Origin of the sequence: Cellulosilyticum lentocellum DSM 5427 (assembly GCF_000178835.2) — a bacterium.
GTDB lineage: Bacteria > Bacillota > Clostridia > Lachnospirales > Cellulosilyticaceae > Cellulosilyticum > Cellulosilyticum lentocellum.
Map to the genome: position 1 here is coordinate 869,247 of NC_015275.1, position 14,969 is coordinate 884,215.

Annotated in this window: 8 protein-coding genes; 7 read left to right on the top strand and 1 reads right to left on the bottom strand. The window is 35.3% G+C overall.

Translation table 11 applies throughout. From position 1 onward, the window contains the following. The first annotated feature begins 203 nt into the window (after positions 1-203). Both CLOLE_RS03675 and aroE read left to right on the top strand, forming a co-directional pair. Complete coding sequence (locus tag CLOLE_RS03675; RefSeq protein ID WP_013655720.1) at positions 204-4,673, top strand: copper amine oxidase N-terminal domain-containing protein; 4,470 nt, start codon at positions 204-206, stop codon at positions 4,671-4,673. 222 nt (positions 4,674-4,895) lie between these two features. Beyond that, on the top strand, positions 4,896-5,762 hold the full coding sequence (gene aroE / locus CLOLE_RS03680) for a shikimate dehydrogenase (protein ID WP_013655721.1): 867 nt from the start codon (positions 4,896-4,898) through the stop codon (positions 5,760-5,762). A 72-nt stretch (positions 5,763-5,834) separates the two neighbouring features. On the opposite strand, the gene CLOLE_RS03685 is transcribed toward aroE, so the two are convergent. Beyond that, positions 5,835-7,745, bottom strand: a complete 1,911-nt coding sequence (locus CLOLE_RS03685) for a pectate lyase family protein (protein ID WP_013655722.1) — start codon at positions 7,743-7,745, stop codon at positions 5,835-5,837. Between the two features lie 432 nt (positions 7,746-8,177). On the opposite strand from CLOLE_RS03685, the gene CLOLE_RS03690 reads away from it, so the two are divergent. From CLOLE_RS03690 to CLOLE_RS03710, 5 genes are all read left to right on the top strand, one after another. Further along, positions 8,178-9,215: a LacI family DNA-binding transcriptional regulator gene (locus tag CLOLE_RS03690; RefSeq protein WP_013655723.1), complete on the top strand. Its 1,038-nt coding sequence runs from the start codon at positions 8,178-8,180 to the stop codon at positions 9,213-9,215. A gap of 24 nt (positions 9,216-9,239) precedes the next feature. Then, positions 9,240-10,511, top strand: coding sequence for a sugar ABC transporter substrate-binding protein (locus tag CLOLE_RS03695; protein WP_013655724.1), 1,272 nt, complete (start codon positions 9,240-9,242; stop codon positions 10,509-10,511). A 79-nt stretch (positions 10,512-10,590) separates the two neighbouring features. Further along, complete coding sequence (locus tag CLOLE_RS03700; protein WP_013655725.1) at positions 10,591-11,913, top strand: carbohydrate ABC transporter permease; 1,323 nt, start codon at positions 10,591-10,593, stop codon at positions 11,911-11,913. Further along, positions 11,913-12,755 carry a sugar ABC transporter permease gene (locus CLOLE_RS03705; RefSeq protein WP_013655726.1) on the top strand — a complete coding sequence of 281 codons (843 nt, stop codon included), beginning with the start codon at positions 11,913-11,915 and terminating at the stop codon, positions 12,753-12,755. The genes CLOLE_RS03700 and CLOLE_RS03705 overlap by 1 nt, the downstream gene beginning before the upstream one ends. 20 nt (positions 12,756-12,775) lie before the next feature. Next, on the top strand, positions 12,776-14,851 hold the full coding sequence (locus CLOLE_RS03710; protein WP_013655727.1) for a beta-galactosidase: 2,076 nt from the start codon (positions 12,776-12,778) through the stop codon (positions 14,849-14,851). Positions 14,852-14,969 lie beyond the last annotated feature (118 nt).

Sequence of the window (14,969 nt, forward strand, 5' to 3'; positions counted from 1 at the left end):
GTTAAAAAATATCATAAAATTAATTTGAGTTATGGTGTAATATATAATTAAAATTATTTAAATAATTATTAAATTAAATGATAATTATAACTATTGCACAAAATCAAACTAGGAGGTCCTAATTACTTATTTGAGTAAAACTACATACATCAGTATGTAATGATACTAATATACATAATTAAATTATTGAAAGGGGATCTATTATGAGTAAGAAGGTAAAGAATCAGGTAGTAGCATGGATTCTAAGTGTGATCATGTTAACCTTAGGGTTACCATTAAATGCAACGATGTTATTGCAAGAAGAACCAGTAGATACGAGCATCCAGGTATTTAATGATAGTATGATGCGAACGACTACAGAGAGCAGCATAAAAATACTGAATGCTAGTGATTTAGAAAATGCTAAGTTAGCAGCAGATAAGGTGGCTGGGGACTTTACGATTAAAGCAGCAGCTGGCAAAGAGGTAGATATTGATGCCAGTAGTTATATGAGTGAGTATTATCATAGCTTTAGCAAACGTATTAAGCTAAATGGTACCGGAAATGCTGCAGCGCGTACTATTGAGTTTACAACAACGGGATCAGCTACCGTTCAAGTATTTGCTTTAAGTGGCAGTTCTTCTACAGATAGGACATTAGGTATTTATGATGCAGCAGATAATCAGGTAACTACACTAAAAGCAGTAGGTAAAAGTAGTGATTCAGATGGAAAATTGCCTATGAGTGAAGCAACTATTGATGCGGCAGGTACCTATAATATCCGCTCAACTGGTAGTGGAATCAATATTTATTATGTAAAAGTAATACAAGGAGCTGTAGAAACAGTTACTTTTACAGATGGTACTAAGCCTTCTGTTATGAGTGCAGTGCAAGATACTGTTGATCAAAGAAAAGTGAATGTTACAGTATCTGGTACACTTCCAAATGCTGAGATAGATAAAATATGGGTAAAGATTTATGATAGTTCTAATAAGCTAACAACGAGTAAATTACTTGACAATCTAGAAGCAGATGGAACAGGCATTGCTGCTTTAACTCTCGAAAAATCAGGAGATTACACAATAGTGGCAGAAGCTATTCGTGAGGGATGTAAAACAAGCTATAGCAGTGATATATTTGCACTGAATGATTTTGTTGTACCATTAGGTGATGTTAAGATTACGAATGTTAAAACGACAGCTATTGAAGCACCAACCAATGCTACTTTAACAATAGATTGGGATGATGCACTCAATGCGAAAACCTATGATGTGGAAGTTAAAGATACAGCCAATAATCTTTTTGAAAAAAAGGATTTAAAAGTATCGACTTGTGACATCTTAGGTCTTACAGTGGGTGAAACCTATACAATTAAGGTAACTGCTTATGGTAGTGGTCAATCTAAGTCGGCTACAACAACTAAAAAGGTGGCAGCTAGCGTAGAAAGATTTTTAGGTGGTTTAGTAGGTTCAGGTGCTTCTGGAACCATCACTGAAAATAGTGACGGTTCTATTACCTTAGATGCTAGAGCTGTCGGGGGTAATACTGGTGGTAAGTTAGCAGATAGTGAAGATGGGTTCTTATACTATTATACAGAAATCAATCCAGAAACAGAAAACTTTACTTTAACAGCTACTTTCAGAGTAGATGAATCTGGTAGTAAAGATAATCAATCAGGCTTCGGCGTAATGGCTATTGATACAATGGTGCTTGGAGATAGTAGTGCACGTTACTTTAACTCAGCGGGTGCTATGTTTAGAAAGTATGTGAAAACAGTAGATGGCACACTCATTAATGGTTATGGTATTCCAGGAGGTTATTTTGTAACAGGTTATACAGCGGGACCAACTGTTGCAAACTCAGCTAGAAAGACGATTGATACAGAGCCATTTGATTGGGAATTTAAGAAAGACTATACAACAGCAACTAATTCAAATCCACCTAAGTTTGAAGATGGGGAAGTTTATACTTTAACACTTAGAAAAAGTAATACTGGTTTCCATGCATATATGAGTAATGATAAAACGAATGAAGTGATTTGTTATGAACCAGAACTTTTATTGAAACAAGATAGTAGTAAATACTATGTAGGTATGTGTGCAAGCCGTAAAATTATGGTGACTGTACTTGATTATAGTTTTACAACTATTCATCCAAGTGCAGATGAGCCAAAGGAAGAAAGACCATTAAAATATGTAACACCAACAGTTAGTCTAGATTCGACAACAACAACGTCTAATAAAAACTATGAAGCTGCTTTTAAAGCCAATGTAGTAGGAACAATTGATATTAAAGATGCAGCAGGAAATGTAGTGGCTTCTAAGGTTGTACTTGATCCTAGAGAGGCAAGCACCTTTAGAGCGGTAGCACCAGTGAAATTATCAGGAGAAACAAATCAATTTACAGCTATATTTACTCCAGCAGATAAATTAGGTCAAGGAGAATTATTAGCAGATAATGAGGAACTTAGTTCCTATGAGCCTGTTGAAATACCTTTTAGTATAACTTACAAACAATATGGAACAAGTGAAAATGCCATTTATGTAGGAGCAAGCGGCTCAGCATCTAACCAAGGGACAAAAGCCAGTCCTTTAGATGTACAAACAGCTGTTAATTTTGCACAGCCAGGTCAAGAGATTGTTCTTTTGGATGGTACATATAAATTAACAAAGGGTATTAATATTGCTAGAGGTAACAATGGTACGAAGGAAGAGCCTATTGTATTAATGTCAGAGCCGGGCAAACGAGTTGTTTTTGATTTATCAAACTGTAGCACAAATGGTATTACAGTAAATGGTAACTACTGGCATATTTATAATATTGAGCTTATGAATTCACCAAATGCTAAACGTCCGGTACAAGTGAGTGGACATTATAATACGATTGAAAAACTTTTAATTCATGATAATGCAGATACAGGCCTTCAAATTAGTGGTAGTGCATATGAGCCAAACACTATGTGGCCATCTTATAACTTGATATTAAGCTGTGAGGTTTATAACAGCTGTGATGCGTTAGGAAATGATGCAGATGGCTTTGCAGCTAAATTAACCGCTGGAGAAGGTAATGTATTCCGCTATTGTATCGCACATCATAATATCGATGATGGCTGGGATTTATATGCAAAATCAACGACAGGACCAATTGGTACGGTGACGATTGAAAGCTCTGTAGCTTATGCAAATGGGACATTACTTGGTAATCCAAGTAAAACAGGTGAAGGTAATGGTTTCAAACTAGGTGGTGAAAGTATATCTGTACCACATGTATTAAAAAATAGTGTTTCTTTTGCAAACTTAAATAATGGTGTATTTAGTAATAGTAATCCAAGCTGCATGGTTTATAATACAACTTCTTATGGTAATGAAGGTAAGAATCTATTCTTTAATACGAATGCCAAAACAACAGATTGGGTATTAGAAAACTTTATATCCTATAAAGGAAATGATAGCGATACAATGGATCTTAAGGGCCAAGATTCATTAGCAGATAGAAGTAACTATATTAATGGAGTGAATACTGAAGGTACCTCTGTTAGTGATGACTGGTTTACCAATTTGGATACAACTATCGTTCCTACTATTGCAGAAGATGGAAGTATTGATATGAAAGGTCTCTTGGTATTAACAGCAAATGCACCAGAAGGTGTAGGAGCTATATTAACTGAGAATCCAAATCCAACAGTAATAACCATTGGTAAAGAAATTGGCGGAACTAGTACAGGTGGAGGTTCAACAGGTGGAGGTTCAACAGGTGGAGGTTCATCAAGTGGAGGCTCCACAAATTCTAGTACAACAAAACCGATAGCAACAGTGCTAGATAAAATTATAGAAGCACTTAAGGAGAGTAAAACACCTGTTATTAAAGTAGATGCAAATAATATGCTTCAATTAGTTGCAGAGGCAGTAAGCGAGTTAATAGATAGTCAAACAGGCATTGTTGTTGAAGGAAATGGTGTAACCATTACCTTGAATGAGAAACTTATTAAGGAAGTAACAGATGGGGAAAAACTAAGTCTAACGATTAAAGTGCCAAGTCTATTAGCTAGTGAATTAGCAGCTATTAAAACGCAACTCAGTCAAAATGAAAATTTCAAAACATATTTTGATAGTGTGGCAACAGTAGCTTTTGAAATGAGTACGAATAAAAAAGTAGAAGTTATTAGCGAGCCAGTTACACTCACCTTTGATTTATCGAAAGTTAGTGCTGAGAATGCTGATAAGCTAACTCTTGTAAGATACGAAAAACAAGAAGATGGAACTTTTAAAGTTGTAAAAGTAGGTGGCAGCTATGATGCTAAAACCAAAACTTTCATAGCTAAGGTAGATCAGGCAGGTAACTATGGCGTTTTAGAGGCAAAAGAACTCTTTAAATTAAATCTGGCTATTGGTAAAACAAGTTCCGAAGTAAATGGTAAAACAATTATTAATGATGTTGCACCTATGATTGTAAAGGATACAACCATGGTACCTATTCGCTTTACTGTAGAAAATTTAGGTGCAGAAGTAAAATGGGATAATGAGGCTAAACAAGTAACTATCATTTTAAATGGTAAAGCGCTAACATTAGATAGTGCAAATGGTATGCTGATTAAAGATTCAAGAGCCTTAGTACCTCTTAGATTTATTTCAGAAACAGTAGGGGCAAATGTACTTTGGATACCTACAGAAAAAGCTATTGAGATTGTATATTAGGATTGTAGTTGTTATAAAATATATAAGATAAATGGGATAGGTCAGTTTAAGAGCAGTTTCTTAAATTGACCTATTTTCTATATAATACACAGTTTTGCTTTGTACTAATAAATATAATAGCTAAAAGAGTAACTTAGATAGATTGTTTTTGGCCATAGAACCTTTTATAATAAAAAGGAGATAAACAGGAGTATTGAGGAATAGAGGAGAGGCGTGATTCAAATGAAGATCAGTGGAACTACCCAATTAGCATGTCTTTTAGGACATCCAGTAAGTCACAGTTTTTCACCTTATATACATAATTATTTAGCAGAGAAATGTGGGCTGGATATGCGTTACGTATGCTTCGATGTGGAAGATGAGCAGGTGGAAGCTGCTGTAAAGGGGATTAGAGCCTTAGGTATAGTGGGGAGTAATGTAACAATCCCTTATAAGATTAAGGTAATGGATTATCTAGATGAGATTGATCCCAATGCAGCTATTATAGGAGCTGTGAATACCATTAAAAACGAAAATGGAAAGCTTATTGGTTATAATACAGATGGTGTAGGCTTTGTAAAATCCGTTATAGAAGCAGGTCATACCTTAAAGGGGAAAACAGTTATGGTTCTGGGTGCAGGTGGTGCTAGCCGTGCGATTACGGTAGAATTAGCAGCAGCTGGTGTAAAGAAGCTTCTTATTTGCAATAACACCCTGGCAAAAGCAGAACAATTAAGTGCGCAAATTAAAGAACATTTTGCAGAAGTAAGTATCCAGATTGGACTGTTGAATATTACAGAAGCTGATTTGCAAGGTGTAGATTTTTTGATTAACACAACTCCGGTAGGTATGAGTAAGCAAAAAGCCCTTTGTCCAATAAATGAAACTATTCAGCCACCAAAGGGGTTGGTAGTATGTGATATTGTTTATACACCGCATGATACAAAGCTACTTTTGTGGGCTAAAGTCAATGGGTTACAGGTAGTCCATGGCATAGGTATGCTCATTAATCAAGCGGTTCATAGTTTTTATTTATGGACCGGAAAAGAAGTAGCTGCATATGAGGACATACTAGCATTATTAGTAGAACAAGGTGTTATAGATAAATAAAATAAAAAAATAAAGAGTAGTCTTCAAAAAAATCAGAGATCTTATAAAAGGTCTCTGATTTTTTGTTATATTTTATTGAAGTGTAATGCTTGTGATTACGGTGTTGCTACCTGACTCAGCACCTGTAATCTTATAAGTACCAGCTGTAAGTGTCATAGTTATTGAACCTGAATTAGTTGTGACTGAGTTTGAGTTAGAGCCATTGTAATTGATTTGACCATCCGTAGAAGAAACAATAACGCCTTTCCCAGATGCTTCAATTTTTAGTGTGCAGGATGAAGCTACTTTAAAAGTAATCGTATTGTTACTTCTTAATTTAACACCACTAGATTCTACACTTCTTAAATTAAAAGTAATGTTATTAACAGTACATTCTGTTTTTGGAAGAGTGGATTTATTAAGCTCATAGGTACCTAATGCAACAGAATCTGAACTGTCGCCAGGATGGTTATTATCATTGCCACCATCGTCATTACCACCATCGTCATTGCCACCGTCATCATTTCCGCCACCTGTACCAGGTATAATAATAGAATCAGATACACTACCCTTCATTCTTCCTGCATACTTCATAACTATTTCCTTAGCAGCATCAGCAGAGTGAAGTACATATTTATTGGTATAGAATTTACTTGCATTGGTATCGAAGTTGTTATAGGTTGAGCCGCCTTTATTCGCTGAGAAATTAATGATTTGGTCTCTAGATGTAGCTTCGTAGTAATCTGTACCAGGAAGATAATTAGTACAGTTAACTAATTTGTTGCCATATGCTTTGATGGTGCCACCATTTTCGCTAGAGAAAGTAGTCCCACCATTACCTTGCATAGAAATAACCATTGGTTTGTTTGTATCTTCGAAATAGTTGTTTTCAGAGAAAATATTAGAGTTAACAGAAGCGCCAATACCATAGGTAGATACACCTTTGTAATAGTTATTATAAACATGAATATCAAAGTAACGTACGCGAGGTGTTCTAGAGCCGGTTCCATCAAAGAAATTGTGATGGAAAGTAAGACGATAAGTCGCATTTTCTTTTAAACCACATAGAGAAGTTTTTGCGCAATTGTCATAATGATTGTAGGACACTGTTACGTAATCGGTATACTTAAAGTCTGTTCCACCATCGCCATGAGCTTTATCTGATTCAGAAGGATTATCTTGGTGGCCAGTTCTAATAGTATTGTTATGTACCCAAACTCTAGAACAGTTTGATTCAAAGCCCATAGCATCTTCTGGATACCAGTAAAAATCAAGGTTTCTTACTTCTATATTGGAGCTTCGTTGGAAACAAAAACCCCATTTAGAAATGTTAGCATCTGGTCCAATACCTTCGAGTGTTACATTATCAGCAGCTTTGATCTTAACCATATTCTCAGGGTAGCTTGTAGCACCTTTAGGAACATTGATTGTACCGATAAAACGAACGACTAAAGGTGTTTTATCATTTTTCCTTGCAGATTCTGAAAGGATATTAGCGATGCCTGTATAGCCGTTAAGTTGTACAGAATCTTTTGTAGCATCTGTCACATAAACAATATTAGCATTTGATTTAACAGTACCATCCTCATTATAACCGCCCGTAGTTGTACCATTAAAGAAAGCATAACCAGAACGATCATAAGTTGCTGGTGTGACACTAAATTGTGCAGTTGCAGAAGTAACCTCGGAGCCAGATACCATAGGAACTACTTTGATAGTGTAAACCGTATCGCCTTTAAGTCCTGGAATATCAACACGGGTACCTCTAACAAGCTCCTTATCTACTTTGGTGTAATCATTAGAAGAAGATTTGTAGTATACGTTGTAGCTAGAAGCACCACTATATTGTTCCCATTCAGCATAAGCTGATTCGAACCAGGCGCCACTACTTTTAAGGGTAAGGCTAGAAGCAGCTAGAAGTGAAGAAGAAGAAACGGTCATGGTACTAAGAGCTACAAAAACGGATAGTGAGTAGTTGAAAATCTTTTTTAAACATTTTAACATTTTATTTCCTCCTTTATTTAGAAATATAAAAACAAGCTTGAATCTAAAAATATTATATAAATCTAAAAATAAGTATGAAAGTTATTGGCTTAAAATGTAGCAAGATAGGTGATGAGATGTAAAAAATAATGCAAAAAAGTAAGAATACAAAAATAATTGTCATGGCAAGCGTAATGTAAGTGCAAATATTATGGAATTATTAATAATTATTTATAAAAAATATGTACTCACGTAAGTATATAGAGGTAAAATTAAATTTGATAAAAATTTAAAAAAGAATAATCGGTTGCGCAATGTTGCAAACAAGTTAAATCAATGCATTGTTAAAAATGTTAAAAAATATACTAAAAAATAAGGTTTTGGTGTATAAAATAGACATTGACAGTGTAGAAAATTGGTGATAGTCTGAATATATAAACAACCGGTTGCTCAATGAAAGGAAGTGTATTTGTGGAAGATGCAAGTGTAAGTGAAGTATCTAAAAACCTTACTATTAGTGATATTGCTAGAGAGTTAGGAGTATCTAAAACAACTGTTTCCAGAGCTATATCAGGAAAAGGAAGGCTTAGTGAAGCTACCAGAAATCGTGTTCTACAATATATTCATGAACATGATTACAGACCTAATTTAATCGCAAAAAGTTTAGCGCAATCCAAAACCTTTAATATTGGGGTGGTGCTTCCGGCAGATACAAATCTAACAGAAATTCCTTTCTTTCAAAGCTGCTTAATGGGTATTTGTGATGTAGCAGCAAGCTTTGATTATGATGTAGTTGTTACAACGGCAACAGAAAATGATATTAGTTTGTTAAAAAGATTAATAAAAAATAATAAGGTAGATGGTATCGTTCTAACAAGACCAATAGTGAATGACAGATCTATCGACTATCTGAAGCAAACACACCTTCCTTTTGTAGTAGTAGGTTCTAGTGAAGAGGATGAGGTTATACAGATTGATAATAATCACATAGATGGGTGTTGTGAACTGACATCTGTCCTCATTAAATCTGGTTATACCACCATGGCCTTACTGGCAGGTAATCAGCGTCATATAGTTAATACAAATCGCTATAAAGGTTTCTTAAAAGCCTTTAAAGATAATGGCATACCCGTTAATGAAACACTTGTCTACACAGATATGACTAGCAATGTTCTGATTGATAGAGCAGTAGATACGATTATGAATAGGAAAGTAGATTGCATTGTATGTAGTGATGATATTATATGTAGCAGAGTACTCACAAGACTTAATGAGACTGGGTACAGTGTGCCAAAGGATGTAAAGATTGCATCCTTTTATGACAGCGCTTACCTAGAAAATTATAATCCCCCAATTACCTCATTAAGGATTGATATTAAAACCTTGGGTATTGAAGCGGGCAAGTGTTTGATTAACCTCATTGCAGGTAAAGAAATAGCAAATAAAACCTTATTAGATTATGAAATAGTTTTAAAAAAATCAACCATGTAAAAATTTACGAGGAGGTATTTTAATATGAAACTTAAAAAAATAGCTTTAGCAGCAGCAGTATGTGTGGCAAGTACAATGGGAGTAGGATGTAGTAGTAATGGGGGTAGTGAGGCAGCAGCTTCACCTGCAGCAAGTGAAGCACCAGCGGCAAGTACTGAGGCATCTACGCCAGCTGTCTCAACAGATCCAGTTACTTTAACAGTATGGGAATCAACAGCTGGACCTGATGAATTCATTAAACAAGCAGGAGCAGCTTTTACAGAAAAATATCCTAATATTACAGTTGAATATGTGAATGTAGAATTAGGTGATACAACTACACAAATCGCATTAGATGGTCCAGCAGGGGTAGGACCAGATGTATTTGCAGCACCACATGATAAATTAGGGGAATTAGTAGCAGGTGGTCATGTACTTCCAACAGAAAATGCTGAAGAAGTTACAAAAACTGCATTAGCGGCATCTACATCAGCGCTTACATATGATGGTACTATGTATGGTTACCCAGTATCAGCAGAAACTTATGCTTTATTCTATAATAAAGACCTTATTGCTGAAGAAGAAGTACCAACTACATGGGAAGATTTAAAAGCATTTAGTGAAAAATTCAATGCAGAACATAATAATCAATATGGTTTCATGATGGACGTACAAAATGGTTACTATACAATTATCTTTACAACAAGCCAAGATAACCGTATGTTTGGACCAGATGGAACAGACACAACCAATTCTAATATTAACTCAGCAGCTTCAGTAGAAGGAATGAAATTCTTCCAAAGCCTTAGAAGTGCATTAGACGTTCCTTCAGCTGACCTTACAACAGCAGCCTGTGATTCAGCATTTAGTAGTGGTAATGTAGCACTTTATATTACTGGTTTATGGAACGTAGCTACTTTTGAAGGTGTAGGACTTAACTTTGGAGTATCAGCACTTCCAAGTTTACCAGGCAATGATACACCATCAGCTTCTTTCTCAGGAACAAGAGCGATGTTCGTATCAGCTTATAGTGAACATCCAGTAGAAGCTAACTTATTCTCACAATTTTTAATGTCAGAAGAAATGCAAAAATTACGTTTTGACCTTACAGGGGCATTACCAGCAATCAATGTTGAAGTAGATAGTCCATATATCGACGGTTTCTTAAAACAATTAGACTACGCTTTCCCAATGCCATCTATACCACAAATGAATGCATTCTGGGATGCTATGAAAGCTGCAAGTGCTAATATTTGGGACGGTGCAGACGTTCAAACTGAATTAGACGCTTGTAATGCAACTATCTTAGCCCAATAAGTGCTAGCCTAAAGATGAGGTGTACAGAGGAATCTGTGCACCTTTTTAATAAAGGAAATACATAAAGAGGGGTGAATTTATGCAAACCAATCTACAGACAGATGGTTCTTCTAGAAAAAAAGTTCTGCTAACATCCATATTATTTATGGGGCTAGGTCATATCGTTTATTTAAAAGAATATATTAAAGGTGCATTCTATGCACTTATCGAATTAATGATGTTAGCTTTCTCACCAATAGTGGTTCAGAAGTTAATAAATATGATTACTTTAGGAAGTCCTCAACCGAATTTACCAGTGAAACAAAGAGATAACTCCATATTTATGCTGATAGATGGTGTCATTATCTTAGCTATTGTTTTTATTTTCATTGCAATCTATGTGATTTCTGTACGTAGTGCTTTAAACTCCTATGAAGAATATTGTATTCAAGGTCAATTTAAAAGTGAGAAAAAAATCCTATCAGATACAGCTCAGAAAGCCTTCCCTATTTTAGGGCTTGCACCTACTGTAGGTCTTGTTTTGTTTTTCGTTGTTGTTCCTCTAGTCTTCTCTGCTTGTGTGGCTTTTACAAACTATGCAGCACCAAATCATATTCCGCCTAATAATACGGTAGACTGGGTTGGATTTGCGAATTTTAAAGCGATGTTTGGTGGAAGTGCAGCGTGGTCTACAGGATTCGCAAGAGTGGCAATATGGACAGTTGTATGGGGTGCTTTTGCTACGATGACTTGTTATTTCGGTGGCATGATAATGGCTGTAATTCTCCAGCAAAGTAAATTAAAATTAGCACCCGTTTTTAGAACAATTTTTATCTTGCCTTATGCAGTACCAGCTATTGTAAGTATGCTTGTATGGCAAAATTTATTAAATGGTAGTTTTGGTATTGTGAATCGTACTTTAGTAGAACTAGGACTTATATCAGGGACAATTCCTTGGCTGAGTAATGAATGGCTTGCTAAATTCGTTTGTGTACTCATTAACTTGTGGGCTGGCTTCCCTTATTTCATGTTACTCATTATGGGGTCTATGACAGCTATTTCAAGTGATATTTATGAAGCAGCTAAAATTGATGGGGCAAGTGAATTCCAAATTTTTAAGAAAATGATTTTACCAATTGTACTTTATCAAACAACACCGCTGATTATCATGTCTTTTACTCACAATATCAATAACTTCGGTGCAATCTTCTTCTTAACCAGTGGTAACCCTGTTGTAGCAGATAGCACAACCACAGGTGCTGGTGGAACAGATATACTTGTAACCTGGATTTATAAGTTAACAGTTAACTTACTGAAATACAACTATGCTGCCGTGCTTGCAGTGGTAATCTTCGTTGTCCTTGCACCATTTGCAATCTACAACTTTAGAAAGACAAAATCCTATAAGGACGGTGAAATCTAATGAACAACAAAGTTATTAAAAAAATTAATTTAGCCTTCATCCTCTTATTTTTAATAGGGACTTCATTATTTGTAATCTATCCTTTGATGTATGTCGTTAGTGGGGCATTTTCACCAGGAAACTCTATAGCTTCACTAAGCATTATTCCTTTTGGAGATGGCATTTCTTTTAAGCATTTTGAACGTTTATTTAATGATACGAACTATGTGAAATGGTTCCAAAATACTTTATATGTAGCAGTATGTACTTCGTTAGCTACAATTCTGATTGCTTCATTAGGGGCTTATGTTTTTTCTCGTTTTCAATTTGCAATGAAGAAGAGTATGATGATGGCAATGCTTATTTTACAAATATTCCCTTCTTTTGTAGGGATGGTTGCTATTTATGTTATTTTACTTAGAATTGGTGGTTTAGATAAACTATGGGGCCTTATTTTAGTCTATCTAGCAGGTAATATTCCTTATAATACCTGGATGGTTAAAAGCTACATTGATACGATTCCTAAAAGCTTAGATGAAGCCGCTAGAATAGATGGTGCAAGTCATTTTAGAATTTTTAGAAGCATTATTTTCCCAATAGCTAGACCTATAATTATTTTCCTTGGTATTACTAGTTTTACAGCACCTTGGATGGATTATATTTTCCCTAAAATGGTGCTACGTTCATCAGATAAACAAACCTTAGCTCTTGGATTATATAGTAGCTTTTTAACAGAGAAGAAAAATGAATTTACAACTTTTGCAGCAGGGGCATTATTAATCGCTATCCCATTTATTATTTTCTTTGTAGTTATGCAAAAAACAATGATTACAAGTATGGGTGGATCTGCTGTAAAAGAATAGTGAGAGAAAGAGGATCAGATATGAAAAGTACAACATTTAGCTACAATGAAAAATACATGCTGAAAGATCAAAAGCCTTGGTTTCCTATTATGGGTGAAATCCATTATTCTAGGTATCCAAGAGAATATTGGAGAGAATCTATTTATAAAATGAAGGCAGGAGGGGTAGATGTTATTTCCTCTTATGTCCTTTGGATTCACCATGAAGAAATTGAAGGAGAGTATGATTTTACAGGTGGTAAAGATTTACGAAGTTTTGTAGAGACCTGCAAAGCTTGTGATGCTTATATGATTCTTCGTATAGGGCCTTGGTGTCATGCCGAAGTGAGAAATGGTGGTTTTCCTGATTGGTTATTACAGAAGGACTTTGAAGTAAGAACGAATGATTCGGCATACTTAGAAGAAGTAAGAAAATTTTATAGTAAAATCTATGAGCAAGTAAAGGGATTGTTATTAAAAGATGGAGGCCCTATTATTGGTCTTCAAATAGAGAATGAATACGGTCATTGTGGTGGATTAACAGGAGAAGAAGGCGAAGAACATATGCGTATTCTGACCCAAATGGCAAAAGAGATTGGCTTTGAAGTCCCTATTTATACAGCCACAGGCTGGGGAGGTGCAGTAACAGGAGGACTTCTTCCTGTAATGGGCGGTTATTGTGAAGCGCCTTGGGACCAACGCTTAACAGATATTGAGCCAAGTGGTAATTATATTTTTACTCATGAACGTAATGACCATAATATTGGTAGTGATTACGGCTTTGGTACAGGGATTACCTTTGATATGAATAAGTTCCCTTATTTAACAGCTGAACTTGGAGGTGGTCATCAAGTGACACATCATAGAAGGCCTATAGCAACTTCAAAGGATATTGGGGCTATGTCTATGGTGAAGTTAGGAAGTGGTGTTAATTTATTAGGTTATTATATGTATCATGGTGGTACTAATCCAAAAGGTAAGCTTTCCTTTTTACAAGAATCAAAGGAAACAGGGTCTATTAATGACTTGCCAGAACTATCTTATGACTTTAGAGCACCTATTAGGCAATATGGTCAGATCTCAGAAACCTATAAAGAAATTAAGCTATTAACCATGTTTATCAAAGATTTTGGTAGTGAACTTTGTGAAATGCCAGCTACTATGCCAGAAAGTAATCCACTATACCCAACCAATTTCACAGATTTAAGAACGAGCTATAGACATAATGGCAAATCAGGCTACCTTTTCATTAATAACTATCAAAGACGCTGCCAGATGGCAGAACATAAAAGTGTGGTGTTAACAGTACCTTTACAGGACGAAACACTTACTTACCCAGCTATAGATGTGAGAAATGAAGACTTTTTCTTCTTCCCATTTAATATGAAGTTAGGAGACGCTTGGCTTAAAACAGCTGTAGTAACACCACTGTGCAAATTAAATAATGAAGATATGACAACTTATGTTTTTTATGGAGATAAGAAGCCTTGCTATCAAATTGAAGGTGAGTTAAAGCAAAGTGAATTATTGACTTTATCGAGACAAGAAGCTAAAAATGCATGGAAGATTAAGCTAGATAAAGAATATTTAATCATCACTGAGGGAGCAGTTCTACAAACAGACAAAGGTACTCAATTAATAGGAAGAGGTAAAGCTGGTTTAAAAGCTTATCCAGCGCTAAAGGAAACACCAAAAGGCTTTGTAAGAAAAGTAGATCAAGGCCAATTTGCAGTATATGAAGGGAAAGAAGAAATGATGACATCCATAGTGAGCTATAAGCTATTAGAAGAGACCAAGGAAAAGAAGACCTATGAGATTAACATTGGTCAAAGAGATCAATCAGCAAATGATTTATTTATTAAATTACGTTATGTAGGAGACAGTGCAAAATTATATATCAATGATGAGTATGTAGATGACCATTTCTATACTGGTAGATCGTGGGAGATTGGTTTGAAACACTTTGGATTCCCTAAAACACTTAAAGTAGAAATTATGCCTTTACAAAAGAATGCAGAAATCTTCTTGGAAGAATGGCCAACAATGGAAGCTGACTGTGTTTGCGAACTAATGAGTGTAGAAGTAATGACAGAATATAAGCATGACATTTCTTTATAAAATAGTGATAATGACATTATAACTTCGACATAAGTTACCCAATAATAAGTGAAAATTATTAGAGTTGGGTAACTTTTTATTTTGCATGAAGTAAGGTGTAAGGAAGAGTGTATAAAGG